At 41.4% G+C, this 22602-nt stretch carries 19 protein-coding genes; 15 read left to right on the top strand and 4 right to left on the bottom strand.

The window, feature by feature from the left end:
- The 14 genes from infB to H5163_RS09275 all read left to right on the top strand — a co-directional run.
- A partial coding sequence (infB, locus tag H5163_RS09340) for a translation initiation factor IF-2 (protein WP_182734976.1) occupies positions 1–1989 on the top strand: 1989 nt, incomplete at its 5' end.
- A gap of 111 nt (positions 1990–2100) precedes the next feature.
- Positions 2101–2559: a 30S ribosome-binding factor RbfA gene (gene rbfA, locus H5163_RS09335; protein ID WP_145240438.1), complete on the top strand. Its 459-nt coding sequence runs from the start codon at positions 2101–2103 to the stop codon at positions 2557–2559.
- Positions 2543–3493 carry a tRNA pseudouridine(55) synthase TruB gene (gene truB, locus H5163_RS09330; protein WP_145240440.1) on the top strand — a complete coding sequence of 317 codons (951 nt, stop codon included), beginning with the start codon at positions 2543–2545 and terminating at the stop codon, positions 3491–3493. The genes rbfA and truB overlap by 17 nt, the downstream gene beginning before the upstream one ends.
- A 108-nt stretch (positions 3494–3601) precedes the next feature.
- Positions 3602–3871, top strand: coding sequence for a 30S ribosomal protein S15 (gene rpsO, locus H5163_RS09325; protein WP_016707659.1), 270 nt, complete (start codon positions 3602–3604; stop codon positions 3869–3871).
- Positions 3872–4224: 353 nt separating this feature from the next.
- Positions 4225–6351 (top strand): polyribonucleotide nucleotidyltransferase, encoded by a 2127-nt coding sequence (gene pnp, locus H5163_RS09320; protein WP_145240442.1) that lies wholly within the window; start codon positions 4225–4227, stop codon positions 6349–6351.
- 138 nt (positions 6352–6489) lie between these two features.
- Complete coding sequence (gene nlpI, locus H5163_RS09315; RefSeq protein WP_182731379.1) at positions 6490–7368, top strand: lipoprotein NlpI; 879 nt, start codon at positions 6490–6492, stop codon at positions 7366–7368.
- The gene (locus H5163_RS09310) at positions 7352–8563 is read left to right on the top strand and encodes a hypothetical protein (RefSeq protein WP_182718694.1); all 1212 of its coding nucleotides are present in this window, start codon (positions 7352–7354) and stop codon (positions 8561–8563) included. The genes nlpI and H5163_RS09310 overlap by 17 nt, the downstream gene beginning before the upstream one ends.
- Positions 8564–8776: 213 nt before the next feature.
- Complete coding sequence (locus tag H5163_RS09305; RefSeq protein ID WP_149983002.1) at positions 8777–11569, top strand: monovalent cation/H+ antiporter subunit A; 2793 nt, start codon at positions 8777–8779, stop codon at positions 11567–11569.
- Positions 11569–11916 carry a Na+/H+ antiporter subunit C gene (locus H5163_RS09300; protein WP_145240450.1) on the top strand — a complete coding sequence of 116 codons (348 nt, stop codon included), beginning with the start codon at positions 11569–11571 and terminating at the stop codon, positions 11914–11916. The genes H5163_RS09305 and H5163_RS09300 overlap by 1 nt, the downstream gene beginning before the upstream one ends.
- Positions 11913–13430 (top strand): monovalent cation/H+ antiporter subunit D, encoded by a 1518-nt coding sequence (locus H5163_RS09295; RefSeq protein ID WP_182734975.1) that lies wholly within the window; start codon positions 11913–11915, stop codon positions 13428–13430. Before H5163_RS09300 ends, H5163_RS09295 begins: the two co-directional genes overlap by 4 nt.
- The gene (locus tag H5163_RS09290) at positions 13430–13966 is read left to right on the top strand and encodes a Na+/H+ antiporter subunit E (RefSeq protein WP_145240454.1); all 537 of its coding nucleotides are present in this window, start codon (positions 13430–13432) and stop codon (positions 13964–13966) included. The genes H5163_RS09295 and H5163_RS09290 overlap by 1 nt, the downstream gene beginning before the upstream one ends.
- Positions 13960–14229, top strand: coding sequence for a K+/H+ antiporter subunit F (locus tag H5163_RS09285; RefSeq protein WP_016707651.1), 270 nt, complete (start codon positions 13960–13962; stop codon positions 14227–14229). Before H5163_RS09290 ends, H5163_RS09285 begins: the two co-directional genes overlap by 7 nt.
- Positions 14230–14240: 11 nt before the next feature.
- Positions 14241–14573 (top strand): Na+/H+ antiporter subunit G, encoded by a 333-nt coding sequence (locus H5163_RS09280; protein WP_145240456.1) that lies wholly within the window; start codon positions 14241–14243, stop codon positions 14571–14573.
- 118 nt (positions 14574–14691) lie between these two features.
- The gene (locus H5163_RS09275; RefSeq protein ID WP_145240458.1) at positions 14692–15276 is read left to right on the top strand and encodes a hypothetical protein; all 585 of its coding nucleotides are present in this window, start codon (positions 14692–14694) and stop codon (positions 15274–15276) included.
- A 62-nt stretch (positions 15277–15338) separates the two neighbouring features.
- Here H5163_RS09275 and H5163_RS09270 read toward each other — a convergent pair whose 3' ends face one another.
- The gene (locus H5163_RS09270; protein ID WP_257326219.1) at positions 15339–16409 is read right to left on the bottom strand and encodes an efflux RND transporter periplasmic adaptor subunit; all 1071 of its coding nucleotides are present in this window, start codon (positions 16407–16409) and stop codon (positions 15339–15341) included.
- 17 nt (positions 16410–16426) lie between these two features.
- Positions 16427–19537, bottom strand: coding sequence for an efflux RND transporter permease subunit (locus H5163_RS09265; RefSeq protein WP_182734974.1), 3111 nt, complete (start codon positions 19535–19537; stop codon positions 16427–16429).
- Positions 19538–19797: 260 nt separating this feature from the next.
- On the opposite strand from H5163_RS09265, the gene H5163_RS09260 reads away from it, so the two are divergent.
- Complete coding sequence (locus H5163_RS09260; RefSeq protein WP_220494562.1) at positions 19798–20826, top strand: DUF2804 domain-containing protein; 1029 nt, start codon at positions 19798–19800, stop codon at positions 20824–20826.
- Positions 20827–21080: 254 nt separating this feature from the next.
- On the opposite strand, the gene H5163_RS09255 is transcribed toward H5163_RS09260, so the two are convergent.
- Positions 21081–21365: a hypothetical protein gene (locus H5163_RS09255; RefSeq protein WP_182734973.1), complete on the bottom strand. Its 285-nt coding sequence runs from the start codon at positions 21363–21365 to the stop codon at positions 21081–21083.
- Between the two features lie 6 nt (positions 21366–21371).
- Entirely contained in the window at positions 21372–22385 is a 1014-nt protein-coding gene (locus H5163_RS09250; protein WP_259398305.1) for a tetratricopeptide repeat protein, read from the bottom strand.
- Positions 22386–22602 lie beyond the last annotated feature (217 nt).

The following is a 22602-nucleotide window of genomic DNA, read 5'->3' as shown; positions in this document are numbered from 1 at the left end:
GAAGAAGAAGAACGTAAGAAGCGCGAAGAAACCGCTGATCACCACCTTACGACTTCTACTTACGCACGTGAAGCAGAAGATGTTGCTGATGCGCGTGATGAGCAAGGCACACGCCGTGCTAAGAAAAAGAAAAAAGCCCCAGCGAAGGAGAAATTTGTTCCTTCGAGAGGCAAGAAAAGCAAGCTAAAAGCACCAGCTTCATTACAACATGGCTTCCAAAAGCCAACGGTTGACGTGAAAAACGAAGTGCGTATTAGCGAAACAATTACAGTTGCTGAGCTTGCATCACGCATGGCCGTTAAGGGCGCTGAAGTTGTAAAAACAATGATGAAAATGGGTGACATGGTTACCATTAACCAAGTGATCGACCAAGAAGCTGCACAGTTAGTTGCAGAAGAAATGGGCCACAAAGTTATCATTGTTAAAGAAAACGAATTAGAGCAAACAGTACTAAATGACCGTCATGAAGATGGTAAATCTGAGCCACGTGCACCAGTAGTAACTGTAATGGGTCACGTTGACCATGGTAAAACGTCAACGCTTGATTATATTCGTTCAGCAAAAGTGGCCTCTGGCGAAGCCGGTGGTATCACACAGCATATCGGTGCTTATCATGTTGACGTAAATGGTAACATGATCACTTTCTTGGATACTCCTGGTCACGCGGCGTTTACGTCAATGCGTGCTCGTGGTGCTAAAGCAACAGATATCGTAATCCTAGTGGTTGCAGCAGATGATGGTGTAATGCCACAAACTAAAGAAGCGGTTCAGCATGCGCGTGCAGCTGGCGTTCCTTTAATTATCGCTGTTAACAAAATGGATAAAGAAGGCGTAGACCCAGATCGCGTTAAGAATGAGCTTGCTCAACTAGACGTTATTCCTGAAGAGTGGGGCGGTGATACACAGTATGTGCATATTTCTGCTAAAACTGGTTTAGGTATTGATGACCTTCTTGAAGCGGTATTAAACCAATCTGAGTTGTTAGAACTTACTGCTCCAACTGTGGGTATGGCTGCTGGTGTTGTTATTGAATCTCGTCTTGATAAAGGCCGTGGTCCAGTTGCTTCTATCCTTGTACAATCTGGTACGCTTAACCAAGGTGACATTGTATTATGTGGTCTTGAGTATGGTCGTGTTCGTGCAATGCGCGATGAAAACGGTAAAGACATCAAGTCTGCAGGTCCTTCAATCCCAGTTGAGATTTTAGGTCTATCTGGTATTCCAGCAGCGGGCGACGAAGCAACTGTAGTTAAAGACGAGCGTAAAGCCCGTGAAGTTGCACTTTACCGTCAAGGTAAATTCCGTGATGTTAAACTAGCACGTCAGCAAAAAGCGAAGCTTGAAAACATGTTTACTAACATGACTGAAGGCAATGTATCTGAAGTTAATGTGGTACTTAAAGCAGACGTTCAAGGTTCAATCGAAGCAATCTCTGATTCATTGACTAAACTGTCAACAGATGAAGTTAAAGTGAAGATTGTAGGCTCAGGCGTAGGTGGTATCACTGAAACTGACGCAACCCTTGCTGCAGCATCTAATGCAATCGTGGTTGGCTTTAACGTTCGTGCTGATGCATCGGCACGTAAAGTAATTGAGTCTGAGAACTTAGACTTACGTTACTACAGCGTTATCTATAGCTTGATTGACGAAGTGAAGCAAGCTATGTCTGGTATGTTAGCACCAGAGTTCAAGCAAGAGATCATTGGTCTAGCTGAAGTTCGTGACGTGTTCAAGTCACCTAAAATTGGCGCTATCGCTGGTTGTATGGTTACTGAAGGTGTTATTAAACGTAGCGCACCAATTCGTGTACTTCGTGATAACGTGGTTATCTACGAGGGTGAGCTTGAGTCACTTCGTCGCTTTAAAGACGATGTTGCTGATGTTCGTAACGGCATGGAATGTGGTATCGGCGTTAAGAACTATAACGACGTTCGCGTTGGTGACCAAATCGAAGTATTCGAAACAGTTGAAGTACAACGTACACTTTAATTGTTCGTAAGCTAAGATAATAAATGGGGGCTCAGCCCCCATTTGTGTATCCATTATTTAAATAACTTATTTATATTTCTCAATGAGTTATAATTTTTAGAGTAGAGTCTAATGAGAGAGTTTTCTCGTACTGATCGTGTTGCTCAGCAAATTCAAAAAGAAATTGCTGTTATTTTGCAACGTGAAATTAAAGATCCACGTTTAGGTATGGTTACAGTATCTGCTGTAGAAGTATCACGTGATTTATCTTATGCAAAAATCTTTATTACTGTGTTTAACACTCAAGATGAAGATGCTGCAAAGCAAAGTGCTAAAGTATTAAATGAAGCGACCGGTTATATTCGCTCACTACTTGGCAAACGCATTCGTGCCCGTATTATGCCAGAGCTTAAGTTTGTGGTTGATAATTCACTGATGGAAGGCATGCGTATTTCAAACCTCGTTGATTCTATTATTCGTGAAGATAAAGCAAAGCATGTAGATGACGAAGTTGATAGCGTAGATGATGCAGAGCATATCGACGAAACAGACAGCGAAGAAGGCACTAATACAGATGGCAAAGCGCAGTAAAGGCCGTCCAGTTGACGGTATTTTGTTGTTAAACAAACCAATAGGCATTTCATCAAATAAAGCGCTACAGCAAGCTAAAAGTGTGTATTTTGCACAAAAAGCGGGGCACACCGGTGCCCTTGATCCGCTTGCAACGGGTATGCTGCCTATCTGTTTTGGTGAAGCGACTAAATTTACTCAGTTTTTACTCGATACTGACAAAACCTATGTAGTTCGCGCTAAATTAGGTGAACGTACGACAACATCAGATTCTGATGGTGAAATTGTCAGTACTAAAGATGTCAATGTGACGGCTGAGCAACTTAGCGAAGAAATTGCTAAGTTTTTAGGTGAATCAGATCAATACCCGTCAATGTATTCAGCGTTAAAATATGAAGGCCGACCTTTATATAAATATGCGCGTGAAGGCATTGAAGTACCTCGCAAGTGCAGAAAAATCAACGTATTTAGTTTAACACTAGATGAGTTCGATGAAGCTAATAACGAAGTGCAAATGACCGCCCATGTTTCAAAAGGTACTTATATTCGTACTATCGTCGATGACTTAGGCGAAAACCTGGGTTGTGGCGCGCATGTGATCATGTTGCATCGCAGTGCGGTAGGGCATTACCCTGCTGACAAAATGGTGTCACTTGAGCAGTTAGAAGCGTTATTAGTAAAAGCGAAACAAGAAGAGCTTACGCCTTCTACTTATCTTGATGAACTATTACTGCCAATGGACACCGCATTAGTTGGTCTACCTGTGGTTGAGCTCAGTAAAGAGCAAGGTAGTTCTTTTAGCCATGGTCAGGCGGTTGTACTTGATATTGAACTGCCAGAAGGGGCAATTAAAGTGCTCGCTGATGGTGTGTTTATTGGCACTGGTGAACGTAATCCTGATGGCCATTTAAAGTCAAAACGTGGCTTATCAAATCAGCAAGAAACAACAGCGTAAAGTTTAGCTTGTAGTTATTGCCGTAGCTGGTAGAATACGCCCGCTAATCGTTTTGGCTGAATTAGTGATCGGCTAAGACACCTTTTAAATTTTATTTTTGGAGTTACTATGTCACTAAGCAATCAAGAAAAGATCGATATCATCGCAAAATTCGCACGTGCAGAAGGCGACACTGGTTCACCTGAAGTACAAGTTGCACTTCTTACTTTTGATATCAACAAGCTTCAAGGTCACTTTGCTGATCACAAGCATGACTTCCACTCACGTCGTGGTCTGCTTCGTAAAGTAAGCACTCGCCGTAAACTGCTTGATTACCTTAAAGGTAAAGACATTGCACGTTATACTGCGTTAATCCAAGAACTTGGCCTACGTCGCTAAGAACTAGATTACATAGAAAGGAGCTTTATAGCTCCTTTTTTTGTGCCTGAAATTTCTCACTCTCTCTGTCCACAACAATTAATTCTCTTGAAATATCAAATAAAAGCCACATAGTTAGTGACAGCAAAGCACACTTTTTAGCGCGCCTATTATCACCACTTTTATCTAGGGACTAAGCTCGCAATTTTGCATTACTTTGTTATATACTATGCGCGTAGATAAAAAGGTTTATCTACGCTTATTCACATCATTGCCAATTGTAGTACTTAATTGATTTCCAACTGAATACAATTATGTACTGTAATTGGTACTTTGATGGCAACTTATTAGAACACATTTAAGGAACATTTTAAGTGCAAGCAATTATTAAAGAATTTCAACTAGGTCAACATACAGTTACCCTAGAAACCGGTGCAATCGCTCGTCAAGCAGACGGCGCAGTACTAGCAAGTATTGGCGACACATCAGTATTAGTTACTGTTGTTGGTAAGCGTGAAGCACAACCTGGCCAAGATTTTTTCCCACTAACAGTTAACTACCAAGAGCGTATGTACGCTGCAGGTCGTATCCCTGGTGGTTTCTTAAAGCGTGAAGGTCGTCCTAACGACGGTGAAACACTTATTGCACGTCTTATTGACCGTCCAATTCGTCCACTTTTTCCAAATGGTTTTGTAAACGAAGTACAAGTTATTGCTACTGTTGTTTCTGTTAACCCTGAAATTCAACCTGATATGGTTGCGATGATCGGTACTTCAGCAGCACTTGCTATCTCTGGTATCCCATTCAGTGGTCCAATTGGTGCAGCGCGCGTTGGTTACATCAACGGCGAATACGTACTTAACCCAACGCTAAAAGAGCTTGAAGAAAGCCAACTTGATTTAGTTGTTGCTGGTACTGATAACGCAGTACTTATGGTTGAATCAGAAGCTGACGTACTTGCAGAAGACGTTATGCTAGGTGCGGTTGTATATGGTCATGAGCAATCTCAAGCTATCATCAACGCAATCAACGAATTCAAAGCAGAAGCTGGCAAGCCTACATGGGATTGGGCAGCACCTGAAAAGAACGTTGCTTTAGAAGATAAAGTAGCAGCAATCGCAGCTGATAAAGTAGGCGAAGCTTACCGCATCACTGATAAAGTGGCTCGTAAAGAAGCACTTGGCGTAGCTAAAGACGAAGTTGTTGCTGTATTAACAGCTGAGCTTGCTGAAGGCGAGTCACTAGACAAGCAAGAAGTTGGCAAAGTATTTGGTTCTCTTGAGAAGAAAATCGTACGTGGGCGCATCACTGCTGGCGAAAAACGTATCGATGGTCGTGAACCAGATATGATCCGTGCACTTGACGTAATGACTGGCGTATTGCCACGTACTCACGGTTCTGCAATCTTTACGCGTGGTGAAACACAAGCACTGGTAACAGCTACACTTGGTACAGAACGTGATTCACAGTTAATCGATGATTTAACTGGCACGCACAAAAACCACTTTATGCTTAACTATAACTTCCCTCCGTTCTGCGTAGGTGAAACAGGTTTTGTAGGTTCTCCTAAGCGTCGTGAAATCGGCCACGGTAACCTAGCTAAGCGCGGTATCCAAGCTGTAATGCCTACATTGACTGAGTTCCCTTACTCAATCCGTGTTGTATCTGAGATCACTGAATCAAATGGTTCATCTTCAATGGCATCAGTATGTGGTACTTCACTTGCACTTATGAATGCGGGTGTGCCAATTAAAGCATCTGTTGCGGGTATCGCGATGGGTCTAGTTAAAGAAGACGAAAAATTCGTAGTTCTTTCTGACATCTTAGGTGATGAAGATCACTTAGGTGACATGGACTTTAAAGTAGCTGGTACTGCTGCAGGTATCACTGCACTACAGATGGATATCAAGATTGAAGGTATCACACAAGAAATCATGCAAATTGCGCTTAAACAAGCAAAAGCTGCACGTTTACACATCTTAGGTGTGATGGACGAAGCGATTTCTGCACCATCTGAAGAGCTTTCAATGTTTGCTCCACGTATCTACACTATGAAGATACCACAGAAGAAAATCGCAGAAGTTATCGGTAAAGGCGGCGCAACTATTCGTCAACTTACTGAAGAAACAGGTACTACGATTGAAATCGGTGATGACGGTACAATCAAAATTGCAGCAACAGACGGTGAAAGCGCAGCAAATGCAATTAGCCGCATTGAGCAATTAACAGCTGAACTAGAAGTAGGTACTATCTACGAAGGTAAAGTTGTACGTATCGTTGATTTCGGTGCGTTTGTAAACATTCTTCCTGGTAAAGATGGCCTAGTGCATATCTCTCAGATCAGTACTGAGCGCGTAAATAACGTGACAGATCACCTATCTGAAGGTCAAGAAGTTAAAGTTAAAGTACTAGAAGTAGACCGTCAAGGTCGTGTACGTTTAAGTATCAAAGAAGCAATGGAATCAGCAGCTGCCGCAGCTGATGCACCAACTGACGCTTAATTGTTGATATTTAATCCAGATATTCTCTGGATAATATAAAAAGGGGCTGTATAGCCTCTTTTTTTATGCTTTAATGAAACCTCTTTGGATAGCACTTGTCCTATCAGTTTGCTACTTATCTTGGTATAAAGGATTTTAATGATACTTAAACACATAGCCTTGGCATCGTTTGCTATTCTGTCTTTAAGCGCCTGTCAATCTACTTCGCAAGCACAACCGACTGCGATTGTGAATGTGCCTTTCACTGCGCCTTTAGCGTCTGATTTTCGTAGTGAAATAGCGATAGCTCGTTATTCTGAATTATTAAATCGTGCTGATCTAGCGCCAGATCAACAAGCAAAATTATTTTATGACCGTGGCGTATTATTTGATAGTTTAGGTATGTCTACCTTGGCGCGGATTGATTTTAATCGTGCTGTGCAATTGAAGCCCGATTTAGCCGAAGTGTATAACTTTTTAGGTATTCACCATACCTTGATGCAACAATTTGAAAAAGCCTATGAATTTTTTGATTCAGCGTTAGAACTCAATGAGCAACACGAATATGCCTACTTAAATCGTGGTATTGCTCTTTACTATGGCGATAGAGCAAATCTTGCAGCGGCTGATCTTAAAGAGTTTTTATCACGTTCGCCAAGTGATCCTTACCGGGTATTATGGCTTTATCTAGCGCAAGCAAGCGCTGATCCTGTGCAAGCTATAGCAAACTTAAAAGCCAACGCACAAGGGCTGGATGATAGCCAATGGGCGTATAGTTTAATATCACTTTATTTGGGCGATATGAGCGAGCAGAGCTTTTTAACAAGTCTTGCCGATGGTGTTAAAACTGAACAAGAATATGCGCAGCGGCTATGCGAAGCTTACTTTTATTTAGCTAAAATATATCAAGCTAAAGGGCTTGATTATCAAGCCGCAGATTTCTTTCGTTTAGCACTTGCCACCAATGTGCATGAGTTTGTGGAATATAAATATGCCCGTTTAGAGCTTGAGTTAATGGCTGGTGAAAACGACAGTTAAATTATTTATTAGCGTTGTTGTTATGCTGAGTTTGGGATATTTACCAAGCTCAGTTAATCAGCATCGCGATATTGCCTTTTGGCATGTAAAACATACCCCAGATTCTATTCTTATTAGTTATTATCGTTTTATTGACGATTTTAATGCTCAGCTTAATTCATTGACTGATGCTACCTTATACTTATTAGCTATAAATGCTGTTACAGATGCACAATTTGCTTGGGCACTGCGGTTACTAACAAATGATCAAGCACAATCGGCTTTACCTTTTTGGCGTGTTAGCGTGGCTCAGCAAAGTGTTGATAAGCGCCGCAGACTCAGTGCATTGTTACTGCAATCAGAACGTTGGGATGATTTAACATCACTGGCAGAGCAACACCTGTTGCCTGCAAGTCATGCGGCAGAACAATTAAAATTACACCATGGCGCCACACCGGCGAGTATTGACCAAAGCTTTGCCAGTCATGAGGGATTTTTATTATCCTTTTCACAGCTGCAAGCGCAACCGCAGTGTCAGTTTAATGTGTTGATGATGACAGATCATCGCCAAGGTTTAGCAAAACTTAATGCATTTAAAATTCGTTATCAACAACACCCCCAACCGAGCTCAGGCAGTTTTTGTTTTAGTAAGCCGATTTATTTAGGGGACTCCATAAACTGCCAACAACAGCCGCAACATGCCGCTAAATGTGATTGGCAGCCTTTAGCTCACAATAAAGCTTGGCCAACGGGCTTTGATTTTATAGTGATGATGACCGCAACTGGCTCAGGCAATGTGCAAGGTGGCATAATGCACTTAAACTCGGCGAGTTATTACGGTTTATTTTTACATGAGCTGATGCACTTTAACGGCTTTGAAGATGAGTATCCATTACCCGCAGCGAAGCAGGCGTGGTTATGTAATCAAAAAGGCTTGGTGGCGCCGAACCTTTTTATTGCCAATGATCTTACACCACCGGCTGGCTGGCAGCTAAGTGATAGCTGTCAAACACCAATTAAAGCATATAAACCAAGTCATAACTGGTCAATAATGCAATATCAACAAATCCCTTTGTCAGTGCATTATCAACAATTATGGTTGCAACAAATTACTGATCCGAGCTATCAACCACTACGATTTAGCGACTATTTTCAGCAATTTAAAGCACCTATGAACTTTATAAACAAAATGACAAAAAAAAATATTGAGGGATAAAGTTGTAAATAATATGCTGTCAGCACTAAAATAGTACAAAATAACAGCAGGTAGAAGGGCTTACTATAGACAAAATCGTCGCTGATCAGTATAACTATATACCTATAAAGCGTTTATTGAAGCTAAAATTAAAACCATCCGAAATGACCAGTACTAAACTAAAACTAACTAGCAGTGTATTGATACTCTTATGACTTCAAAAGGTTTCTCTCTATGACTTTGCTCTGGATACCCCTGTTATCCTTAATTGGCAGTGTTATTTCTTCCTGCACCGGCAAATTGACTCGTAATCAATCTACGAGCTTAACTATGCTAGCGCCTTTATGCGCCTTAGCAATTGCGATTTATCACACGCCAGCGGTTTTAGCGGGTGAGACAATTCGCTTTACCACACAATGGATACCAGCGCTGGGTATGGAGCTGGCTTTTCGCCTAGATGGCTTAAGCTTATTGTTTATCTTTATGATCTTAGGGATCGGGTTGCTGGTTATTTTTTATACCCGTTATTACCTAAGTAATAATGACTCGATGCCAAAATTATACTGTTACTTAATGCTGTTTATGACTGCAATGCTAGGTATTGTGATGTCGAATAACGTGATTCAACTATGGCTGTTTTGGGAATTAACCAGTATTAGCTCATTTTTGTTAATCAGTTTTTGGTGGCATAAATCAGAGGCCCGCAAAGGGGCACGTATGGCATTAGCAGTCACTGGAGCCGGCGGATTAGCTCTACTAGGCGGCTTACTACTGCTTGGTGATATTGTTGGTAGCTATGATCTAGACGTTATCTTAGCTAGCAAAACATTGATCCAGTCACATGACTTATACGAAGTTGCATTAGTGTTGGTATTGCTAGGTGCATTTACTAAATCAGCTCAATTCCCATTTCATTTTTGGTTACCGCACGCAATGGCAGCCCCAACGCCAGTGAGTGCCTATTTGCATTCAGCGACTATGGTAAAAGCCGGTATCTTCCTACTTGCACGTTTTTATCCAGCGTTAGCTGGAACAGATATCTGGTTTATTTTGGTTGCCATGACCGGCTTAACAACGTTATTGGTCGGCGCCTACATCGCTTTATTTAAGCATGATTTAAAAGGGCTTCTGGCGTATTCAACCATTAGCCATTTAGGTTTGATCACTTTATTACTTGGGTTAGATACTGAACTTGCCACAGTAGCGGCAATATTTCATATTATCAACCATGCAACGTTTAAAGCGTCATTATTTATGGCCACCGGTATTATTGACCATGAAACTGGTACGCGAGATATGCGTAAGCTCAATGGTATGTGGCGATTTATGCCTTATACAGCGACACTGGCAATGGTTGCTGCAGCGGCAATGGCTGGGGTGCCGCTATTAAATGGTTTCTTGTCAAAAGAAATGTTTTTTGCAGAAACCTTACATCAACAAATACTTGGTTCTATGTCGTGGCTTATTCCTGTATTAGCAACTCTAGCGGCTGCTTTTTCTGTAGCATATTCGGCACGCTTTATTCACGATGTATTCTTTAATGGCGACCCAATCAATTTACCAAAAACACCGCATGAGCCTCCTCGCTATATGCGTGTGCCAATCGAAATACTAGTTGTGTTGTGTTTACTAGTCGGTATGTTTCCAAACTTTGTGGTTGATGGTATTTTGTCAGCGGCGTCGCTAGCAGTTCTTGGGGAAGCGACACCACAGTTTAAACTGTCAATTTGGCATGGTTTTAATTTACCATTGCTTATGAGTGCGATGGCTGTCGTGGGCGGTGTATTTATATATATTCAGCGTAAGCACTTATTTAAGTTTCAAGCATCACTACCTCCATTAAATGCTAAAAAAACCTTTGAGCGGTTTGTCTATGCGATCATTAAGTGGAGTCAAGAAAAAATCAGCAGCACCGAAAATGGTTCTCTGCAACGTTACATTGTTGTGATGTTGGGGGTCGTATTGTTGTGTGCTGGTTGGCCATTGTTTGAAATGAACGCTTTGGCGGGTACTGCGCCACGTACGCCGATCGATTTTCATAATGCCATTGGTGCAGGTTTAATGATCATCGGTGCCATTAGCACTGTGATTTGGCATCGCTCACGGATGGTATCGTTATTGATGATATCAATCGTAGGGTTAATGGTTTCAGTGGCATTTACTCGCTTCTCAGCGCCCGATTTAGCGCTTACACAGTTAACCGTAGAGGTAGTGACAGTCATTTTATTAATGCTGGCATTATTCTTCTTACCGCAACGCACACCTAAAGAGTCGAGTTCATTACGTATTTTACGTGATTTAGGGATTGCCTCAGCAGTGGGGGTGGTTATTGCCAGTATTTGTTATGCATTATTAACGCGTCCGCTTGAGTCAATTTCAGATTTCTTTATCGCCAATGCAAAAACTGGCGGAGGCGGTACCAATGTCGTAAACGTTATTTTGGTTGATTTCAGGGGCTTTGATACCCTAGGGGAAATCACGGTACTGGGGATTGCAGCGTTAGGTATTTATAAAGTATTAACTAATTTACCATTGTTTATGCCAGCCAGCGACAGTGAAGGTCGCCCTTGGGCGCGAGAACGTCATCCACTGTTATTAGCCAGTATTTCACAAAGTTTATTGCCATTGGCGTTATTAGTCTCTGCGTATATCTTTTTGCGCGGTCATAACTTACCTGGTGGGGGCTTTATTGCCGGGTTAGTCACTGCAATTGCCTTTATTTTGCAGTATATGGCTCATGGTTCAATTTGGATCTCTGAGCGCTTTGATGTGAACTATCGAAAGATCATTGCCTCGGGTATCGCCATTGCAATGTTAACAGGGCTAGGAAGTTGGGCATTTGGACGACCGTTTTTAACCACTTGGTTTGAATATTTTGATGTGCCATTTATCGGCAAAGTAGAACTGGCCAGTGCCATCGTATTTGATTTAGGTGTTTACATGACCGTAGTCGGCGCGACCTTAATGATACTCGCAAGCCTAGGTAAGTTAACCGCAGATACACCTAAGAAAGAGGTAAATATTTAATGGAACTGTTATACGCATCATGCGTTGGTGTATTGGTGACTTGTGGGGTGTACTTGATCCTAAGAGCACGGACTTTTCCGGTAGTATTAGGGTTAACGATGCTGTCATACGCAGTGAACTTATTTTTATTCTCTGCGGGGCGCTTAACTATTAATAAAGCCGTCGTGCTTGGTACAGGCACTGACTATGCCGATCCGCTGCCGCAAGCTTTAGTTTTGACTGCCATTGTAATTGGTTTTGCAATGACCGCCTTTGTCGTGATTTTGGCAATTCGTGGTCGTGCTGATTTAGGCAATGATCATGTAGATGGTCACTTAGGTAAAATTGAACACAAGGAGCACAAATGATCCAGCATCTAGCTTCTTGGCCAATTTTATTACCTATGCTTGCCGGCATTATTTTACTGTTACCTCCCTGTGGGAAAAGTATTCCTATTCGTCGTGTTGCCTCTGTAGTCATGGCATTATTAAACACTTTCGTCAGTGCGCTATTATTATGGCAAGTTTTCCAGTCAGGCATTATTGTGTATGCCATCGGCGGCTGGCAAGCCCCATTTGGGATCGTGCTGGTTGCTGATTTAGTGTCAGTCCTACTGGTGTTGCTAACGTCATTTCTAGGTTTGGCTGTTACTGTTTACAGCTGTATGGGAGATGATGAAAAAGGGGGCTTTTTTCATCCTTTAGTACACTTTTTGGTACTGGGTGTTAACGGTGCGTTTTTAACAGGGGATTTATTCAACCTGTTTGTATTTTTTGAAGTGCTGTTAATTGCTTCCTACTCATTACTAATGCATGACGGTGATAAACACAAAACGCGATCAGCCATTCAATACGTGAGTTTAAACCTGATTGGATCGAGTGTTTTTTTGATTGCACTGGGTATTTTATATGGTGTATTAGGCACCTTGAATATTGCCGATATGGCACAAAAAGTGTCGCAGTTACAGGGCGATGACGTCTACCTTGCAAAAATTGGTGGGTTATTACTGCTGGTTGTTTTTGCGCTAAAAGGCGCATTGTTACCACTGCACTTATGGTTACCCAATACTTACGCTAGTGCAATGCCTGTGGTGGCAGCGTTATTCGCAATTATGACTAAAATGGGTGTATACGCAATGCTGCGTGTCTATACCGTTATCTTTGGTGATGAAGCAGGGCAACTTGCACACATGGCACAACCATGGTTGTGGGGCTTGGCCGTTGCAACTATTATAGTTGGCTCCATTGGTGTTGTTGCCGCGCAAGATTTACGTAAGCTCACTGCTAATTTAGTGATTGTATCGGTGGGGACGTTAGTCGCCTTAGTCGCATTACAAAACATTAATGCCACAGCGGCGCTGTTGTATTACTTAGTGCATTCAACCTTAGTGTGCGCGGCCTTATTTTTAGTGGCCGACCTGATTGCTCATCAGCGTGGTAAAGTTGCGGATCGTTTTGCGCCAGGACGCGGCGTAGCGCAACCATACTTATTAGGCACGTGCTTTATTATTGCTGCTTTAGCTGTAGTCGGCATGCCACCACTGTCAGGGTTTATTGGTAAAGTGTGGATTTTAAAAACCACCTTAGATAGCGAAAAAGCATTGCTATTTTGGCCTGTTTACTTGCTTGCCAGCTTTGCATTATTGGTCGCATTATCTCGAGCGGGTACTACCTTGTTTTGGGAACGCAAACACCAAGACTGTGAACCGACTGAAGGAGTAAAAGCGCATCCATTGCAGATCACGGCAATAATTGCTTTATTAGTTTGTTCGCCTTTGTTAGTGATCTTTGGCGGCGCAGTAAGTGAATATATGATTGCTGCTGCTACGCAATTGCATGATATTACCGGTGGTATCAATACGGTACTTGGAGGGGGCTTATAATGCGTTTAGAATCACGTTTTCGTTGGTTACCAACACCTTTTCGTAGTGCATTATTGTTTGTCGTATGGCTGCTACTTAATAACAGCGTATCGGCAGGTCATATAGTGTTGGCTGTGATATTCGCTATTTTAATTCCTTTAGTCAGTTTTCCATTTCGCGAACCGCAACCGCTTATTATTAAGCCCGGTTTAGCGCTAAAGCAGTTAATTATCGTGATGTACGACATTATTACCGCCAATATGCAAGTCGCATTGCTTATTCTTGGGCCAGTTAAAAAACTGCGTCCCGCGTTTGTAAAAGTACCAATAGAGCTCAGCCATGCTATGCCTATAACTATTTTGGCAAGCACAGTATCGCTCACACCGGGCACCGTAAGTGCAGAGGTATATCCGATACCTGAATCTCTCGCTGAGGGTGAGCAACCAACGCAGCGTTATTTGCTTATTCATGTATTAGATTTAGATGACGAACAAGCATTGATCGACACCATTAAACAACGTTACGAAGCACCTCTTAAGGAGATATTTCAATGTTAGAAACGGTCTTTTTAATTGTTTTTGCAATGATTGGTTTATCGTTACTGCTTAACTTATGGCGTTTGGTGGTAGGCCCTTCGGTACCTGACCGCATTTTAGCGCTAGATACTATGTATATTAATACCATAGCGTTAATTATTTTATACGGTATGAGTATGGGCACAGGGTTGTATTTTGAAGCTGCACTGTTAATCGCGATGCTTGGCTTTGTAAGTACAGTAGCTGTATGTAAGTACTTGTTACGTGGCGACATCATCGAATAAAGGGTAATAACATGATCAGTGAATGGATAGTTTCTATATTATTATTAATCGGTGGTGCATTTATATTAATAGGCTCGATAGGCCTTATCAAAATGCCGGACTTTTTTATGCGTCTGCATGGTCCTACAAAAGCTACAACCCTTGGCATGGCTGGAATGCTAATCGCCGCGATGGTATTTTTTAGTAACACGCAAGATGGCGTTAGTGTCAAAGAATTATTGATCTCAATTTTCTTATTGATCACCGCACCGATCAGCGGTTACATGCTAATAAAATCAGCAATACACCATAAACTAAAAGCCAAAGACGGCACCAAAGGTTTGGATAACATCGAAGACGATTAATTTTTTGAAGATTGAAGATTGAAGATTAATATCAGCCCGTTAAGTTACTTTAACGGGCTTTTTATTCACGGTTTTTATTTGTACACTCAAACCTATCATCAACTGCCATCACTTATAAATGCTAAAACATAAAAAACTTATTATCGCGTGCTTGCTGATATTATTGCCGTTGCTAGATAGTTTATTTATACCAACGGCTTTTGGGCTGCAATGGCATAATGCAAAAAGCATGTATTTACTCAGTGCTTATATGATGCCGATTAAATTAATATTGGTGACTATCGGTGGCTTTTTGTTAGCAAGCCACGGTCATCCCCATCATGACGAGCCCCGAGTTTGGTATGCTAAATTATTTGATATCAGCTTTTTTATATTGGCAGGGATCCAATTTATTGTCCTAGCAATCATTAGTGCATTGTATCTAGTGGTTGGCACTCAAGCCGACGACTACCGGCAACAGGGGAATATTAGTGTGTATACCTCGGATGTTGGCGCGTTTGGCAAAGCAACGCATTATTTTTCTTATCAATGCACTGATAAAAATGGCTTTTATACTTTAACACCGATAGCCACCCTCGATTGGTTAGGGTCGTTCACATTTAGTGAAAAAGCGAATACCTTAATCATCAAGCATGACGATCACAGTGGTAAAGGCGAACAAATTAAACCAATAGATATCAGTGGATTTGGCTGTAAATACTGAGTTGTACCCAGCAACTTTGGGAAAAGTTGCTGGATGAAACGGCCTACTAGTTAGAGTTCTGATTATTTTATCTGTATCTCGACATCTTGCCCTGTTTGTAAACGTTCAGCACCACGCACAGCCACGTTATCTCCTGCATTTAAACCGTTATCTGCAATTGGCGAGACTTCGACAAGTGGCCCTTTTCCACTGCCAACGGTTACAGGAATTTTTATCGCTTGACTTTTCGCATCAATTTTAACCACATGTATGCCTTGCTTACGGATGATTAACGCATCTCGATTTACCAATAATACCGGATTTTTGCTGGTCAATGGCACGGTTACATCAACAAGTTGGCCAATTGCCCAAGCGTGTTGTGCATCTGCTTGTAAATTGGCGCGTATTTCAACTGTCTGAGAGCGTGGATCTGTAGATGGAATTACCGCAGTTATTATTGCTGCAGCTGTTTCTGGTTGCGATAAGTCACCCGCTTTAATGGGAAGTTCGATGCCTGTTCGTAAATATTTTAAGTATCTAACGGGTACATATATACGTACTTCTAAATGATGAATATCAAGTAGCGTAAGTAACTCATCAGCACGGTTTATTTCACGACCTGCGCGCTTAAAGCGCTCGCTTACAACGCCAGCAAATGGCGCACGAATAGTTGCTCTTGTTAGTTTGTCATCGATTACTTTAAGTTCGATCTTCGCAAGTGCTATGTCAGAGCGAGCCAGATCGTGCTTATTTTGCACTTCGTCTACTTGGCTTAGTGCGGCGCTGCTAGATTTTTCTAACTCTTTTAAGCGTTTTAGGTCTTGTTGATATAAACGTAAATTAATATTAGCGCGATTGAGCATTTCTTCTTGGCGTGCTTTATCTAATTCTAAAGGTAAGGTATCCATACGAACTAAAATATCATTTTTCTTGATCACGCTGCCAGGCTCGGCAACATAGATAAGACGGCCACTAATACCTGCTGTTAAAGTAACATCGTCTTTGCCAAACAGCGTACCATTAACTTCTATTTCACTGGTTAACGGCGCTTTAGTGACCTGTGCAACAGTCACAGGAATAACGGCAAAAACAGGTGCTATAAATAAACAGTTACATAGGATGAAAGACTGCATGGCTAGTTTAATTCTATTCATGATTAGGTTCTCTATACTCATTGGCTTGTAGCTAAACTTTTTGCTGTATTGTTTACTGATTTATTATTTGACGCAGGCGGTGTGCTTCGGCCTAGCTGTAACAAACTAGGCATTAAAATGAGAGTGAACAACGCACTGATCGCCATACCACCGACTATAACGGTTGCAAGCCCTCTGTAAATTTCAGAGCCTACACCTGGCATTAGCATCAATGGCAGCATGCCAAATAAGCTCGTAAGTGTACTTAAGTAAACAGGCCTTGCCCTTAGTAATATCGCTTGTTTGACCGCCGCCTCACGACTTAAACCTGATGTCATCGCTACCTTAGTTTGATCCACTAATAATATGGCATTGTTAACTACTAACCCTAACAAAATGATAAACCCTATCATGGTGAGCAAATCAAGCGATTGAAAAGTAAATAGGTTTAAAATAAACAGCGCTAATACGCCACCAGCAATGGCTAGAGGCATAACCAGTAAAACCAACGCACTGTCTTTTGCGGATTTAAACAGTGCTGTCATTAATAAAAATAAAATAAACAACGCCAACACAAAATTCAGCGCCATTTCGGTCATCGCCGAATTCATTTTTTGTGCGTTGCCAGCCAATATTGCTCCCGCATTACTTGGCAGGCTAGCTCTGACTTTAGGCATTACCTGTTCGCTTAAAATTGCTTGCGCTTGTTGTAAGCTCATATCAGCAGGTGGAGTTACGACTATGCTCACTGTACGGCGACCATTTACCCGACGTAACTGAGTGGGTCCCACAGTACGTTCAATGTTGGCAAGCTCGCCAAGGCTTTGTATACCTGCTTGTGGGGTAACAATCGGCAGTGCTTTTAGTTCTTCTGGGGTTTGCCAAGGAATGCCTCGTAAAATGACATTCATGCGTTCATTACCATCAAAATATTCATTCACAAATAAACCACCAGTATATGCTTGTACTGCTTGCGATACATCTCGACGAGTCAGGCCTGCTTGGGTAATACGGCGATCATTAGGTGTTAGTCTAAGTTCAGGTTCAGCCATATCAAGACGAGGCTGTGGCTGGGCGGTAGCATCTGGTAGAACTTCATTGACGGCGTTTAGTGCAATTTGTGCTGCATTAACTAAGTCATCCATGTTCGGCCCGGTTAGGTCAATATTGATATCGCGGCCATCACCACCGTTTGCAACTTGGATCATTGAACCACGAAAGAAAAATACTTGCGTGTCGGGTAAATCAATAAAAATCTCTTCTTTGGCTACTTTCATTAACTCTTCGACTCGTTGTGGATCGGCTGAGTAAATAAAGCCACCTGCATTTGAGCCAAAAGCATAAAAATTAAAATCTTTAATGCTAGGTTCTTTTTCGCCATTGAAGTAGGGCATGAGTCGTTTTTTAACTCTGAGTAAGAGCTCTTCTTCCATAAATTGCACATTCCCACCTGGTGGCGTGACCAAATTGAAAAAGAAGCCATCAGTAGGCGCGCGTGGCATAAAATCGGTTTTCGGTAGCATAGTTAATGTTGCTATCACTGAGCCGCCAAGTAATACGATAATCCACATAATTTGCTTAACGCGAGTGTTCGTTAACTTCATAATAAAATTACTGAGCTTTTGCCAATAGTAATGATATGGGTCCGCTTTGATTTGCGCATCGGGCCATAGATGATTCGCTAATGGGATAAGTGTAATTGCGCATATCATTGATGTGATAACCGCTACAGAGAGTGTCAGTGCTAAATCAGAAAACAATTGCCCTTCAATACCAGCCATAAATAAAATAGGTAAAAATATTGCAACACTCGTTGTTGTTGATGCAAATAACGCCCCAGTAACTTGGGCCGCTCCTTTAAGCGCCGCTTTTTTATTATCTAGGCCTTCAGCGCGAAGCCTGGCGATATTTTCTTGTACTATAATAGCCGCATCTAACACTAAGCCAACAGCAAATGCCAGACCCGCGAGTGATATAACATTTAGACTACGGTCAAAAACATTAAGCGCTAAAAATGCCACCATCAATGAGATTGGAATAGTCGCTGCAATCACTAAAGTAGCTTTCAGGCCTCTAAAAAATAACCATAAAATTAAGCAAGACAAAATAACGCCAAGGCCTAAGTTACTTTTAACTAACGACAGTGCATTGCGTATATGCACCGAGGCATCAAAACTAAGCTCAATAGAGAGTCCATTCGCTGCCAGCGGCCCTTCATTTAGCTCTTTTATTGCTAGATTAATATCGTCAAGTAACGCAACCGTATTGGCTTTATTAGCGCGAGAAATACGGATGTAGTAGGCTGGTTTTCCATTACGTCCACTCATACCTAAGCGGTCAGAGTAAGTCCGTTCAACACTGGCTATATCGCCTAAATAAATAGGCCTATCATCTGAGTAACCAACGCGCATTTGTGCCATGCTAGATAAGTCATATTGTCCCGTAAAACGCACTGTATATTGGCGCCTACCTACATTAGCTAAGCCACCTGAAGTATCTCGTGAACTGGCAAGTACGTTACTAATTTTATCTAGGCTTATTCCTAAGGCTGCTGCTTTATGCGGATCAAACGTAATACGCAATTCTTTCGGGCGTTCACTGGCCAGATCCACCCGCGCAACACCTGGAATTTGCGCTAATCGTGGTTCGATAAACTCATCAATTTGTTTTTGAAACTGCGACATATCAAAATCTAAACTATCCGATTGATAATCTTTAGGTGTGATCAGTAAGGTTGCTGCCGCCTCACCATTATTTCCGCCAGCGAATACAACAGGGTCGAATGCGTCTAAAGGTAAAGGGGGAGCTTGATTAAGGCTGGTTAATACATCAAGCATGGCTTGTTGCATATTTTGGCCAACAGCAAAGGTTAGCGTAATAGCGCCATTGCCTCGGTTGATATTGGTATTTACTTCTAATGCGCCAGGTGTATTTTTAACTGCATTTTCAATGGGCTCAATGATAACCGATTCAATCTCTTCGGGTGCAGCTTGTCGCCAACCAGAGAAAATTGTAATTTGCGGTTGTTCAATATCAGGGGTTAATTGAATCGGCAACTTAAAAATGCTTAATATGCCAAACAACATAATTAGCACCAAGATAACAATGACACTCGCAGGGTTTTTTAGCGAACTACGTGTCAGGTTCATTGTGTGTCTTCCAATATTTGTTTTTGTGCATTGTAGTGATATGTAAAAAAAGCGCCACTATCATAAATAGAATGTATGTCAAAAAGTAACCAAGAAACCACTAAATCAGCCAAAAGAGGCAATTTTGTAATAACTTGTAACACTTTAAGTATAAATTCGGTGGCACTTTTTTAAGCGATCATTTTTAAGTTGTTTTGAGTTAGACTTACCAACAATATTTTTAATCGATAAAATGTTGTTTAAAAAGCAAGGAGCTTATTATGAAAAAGCATGAGCTGATTGACCAAGATGGACAAGCCGACTTTGGTATTTTTCCAGATGGAGTAGATGACATCAATTACTTGGATTTTGACCTGCGTAGTACTATGGGTAAATCCAGAAGTACGCTTTTTAAAAAGTTAAGCTTTAATCAATTTCAATTTATTAGTTTGAGTTGTGAGCAGTTAATTATTGGTTTAGCGATCGTTGATTTAAAAATTGCGAGTCACTGTTTTGTATATGTATACGACCCACAAACGACAGAATTCGATGAAGTCAGTTTTATCAGCTTACTGGCTTTAAATACGTGTATTGATAGCACACCAAACACCGGGCAAGCGACTTTTCGAAAAGGGCGTAACAGCGTAACTATTAATACAACCGCTAAGCCGCAAATACGCTCGGTAGAGGTAAATTTAAAGTCCGGGCTGAAAATTAGTGCCTGTATTGATGAATCGATAAATTATAACCCGCTTGCGGTGTGTGTTCGTGCCGGTTTTACAGGCTTTCATTTTACCCAAAAAACTGCCGCATTACCCTGTACTGGAACACTTCAGTGGCGTGGTAACAAATATGTATTTGAAGAGCTTAAAATACTGGCAAGTGTTGATTGGAGCGCGGGTTTCATGCGTCGCGAAACCTTTTGGAACTGGGGGAGTTTAGCCTGCACATTAGCTGATGGCCGCCGCTTAGGTTTAAATTTAAGTGCGGGGGTTATTGAAACAGGTTTTACCGAAAACGCCTTGTGGCTCGATGGCACGCTTTATAAAATTGATATGGTCGATTTTCAATTTGAGCGCTATGGTAATGCTAAAGCAACGAGTAAATGGCGGCTGCGTTCAAACGACGGTATCATCAATTTATACTTCGAACCAATAGGTAAACGCCAAGATAAAACCAACTTAATTATTATCGCGACTAACTTCACTCAACACTTCGGCCGTTACTATGGTGAAATAACTCTTGCAGACGAAGTTATCACACTTAACGGCGAATGGGGATTTACCGAAGACCACTATGCGAAGTGGTAAAGAGTACTTAATACCAATCGACTTAAATATTTAACCACCCTAGCGAGCTAAATAAAGCGCTAACTGCGTTATAATTTTTTCAAGTAGAACAACTGCATGTCAAAATTTATGCCTTGTTATCACTCCATTTATCTGTCGCTATAAATGGTCAGTAACTTTACACGATTGGTATAACCTGACTATCGTTTAAAAATGAACTTAACATCTATCCCAAGATCAGCTCGTTGCCGCGTCACTAAATTCAATCGATTTGTTTAACGACTATAGTGCTTAATGCACTGTGTGATAAACCAAATCGAATCTTGTATTAGGTAAACACCGACAGCACCCAACGTGAGTAAAGTCGCGGCAGCTTGCAACAGCAAATGCTGCGACACATGCTTCGCCAGCAAGCCGTTGTTAAGGTAACTCCCCAGCAGTGAGCCTAGTCCCAAAAAAATCCCACTGTAACCAAATTGCTCAGGCGTGAACCCCAGCGCTGCGAAATTAAATCCGCCCAGTTGGTAATAAGAAAAAAGGGAGATGTTGTAAAGTGCCACCAACAATTACCACTGACACTTTTTAACTAACTCAAACCAAGAACGAGTAAACTTTTTAGGGAGGATTTTCTTTGGTGGTACGATAGGGACTTCGAGCTTTTTAGCAAAGTAACGGTGTACAAAGGTTTTCATTTGATCGCTTTCTAATTGCTCGTAAGCTATTTGCAATTGTGCTATGTCCTTTCGGCTAACATAATTTCCTTTAAGTTTTTTAAAACGCATTTCCAGCCACAGTAATAAAGCTTGTTTAGCCTCATTGGGAAAGGCATGGGTTAAAGTGGATGTGGGTCCGTATAACCTTTCAAAGTTTATTGTTTGATCTTGGATCAAAAATACCATTAACAGATTTAATCCTGCAGAAATTTGTCCCGCTCGCTTGTCAATAATTTGATAACGGCTTAAGGCACTACGAAAATAATGTTCAGCTTCTGGGATTTTATTCTCATCAAGTGCCAAATAGCCCAAGTTACTTTCTATCATGGCGACAACATTAGGGAGGTTTAAACGCACCGTGAAATTATAGCTTTCGGCATATAGGTTACGCGCTTCGTCATTGTTATTTTGTGCCATAGCGACCAGTGCCATACTGTTGGTAAGCGTCAAGCGTTGACGATCATTTTCAGCGTATTTATAACCACATTGAAAACTTAGTTGGGCATCGTCTAAATACTCTGCATAGCGTAGCCAAATACCTAACGCACTCATAATAGACGTTATTCTCTTTTTGAAATAAGGGGCTTGCTGCTGACTAAATATCGCATCTACAGACTGATGAAGGCGGTCAAATTGGCTGGTCGGAACGGCTGCTCGGGCGTTAATAAGATGCCAACGAATAAATAACTCAGGTGAAACTTTATCGATATCGTCAAGATTTTCAAGAATAATAATAGATTGCGCTGGGTTGACCACAAGGTAGTCTTCAGCTTCGTTTAACTTATTTTCAAAAGTGCTTAGTTCAGTAGCAAAAGCTTGCTGAAAACCAAGTAACAGGAACCAACATATAACGAAAAGCCGTAACAACTTGATCTCAATTACTTAATGATGTGATTGATAATTATAGTTGCCGCAGTCATACAAATCAAAGCTAATAAACCAGAATAAGTTCTCAGCTATCAAGTATGTTGTATTTAAAGGTGATATTTATCATAAAAGAGAAAATAACACAGATAGAAAAAGCCCTAGATCTATATAGATTTAGGGCTTTCATTTATTTACTGTTAATGTCAATCAGCTTATT

The organism is Pseudoalteromonas sp. SG44-8 (assembly GCF_014164125.1).
GTDB lineage: Bacteria > Pseudomonadota > Gammaproteobacteria > Enterobacterales > Alteromonadaceae > Pseudoalteromonas > Pseudoalteromonas rhizosphaerae.
Note: the sequence above shows the minus strand (reverse complement) of the source record. Positions and strands in the feature narration are given on the sequence as shown.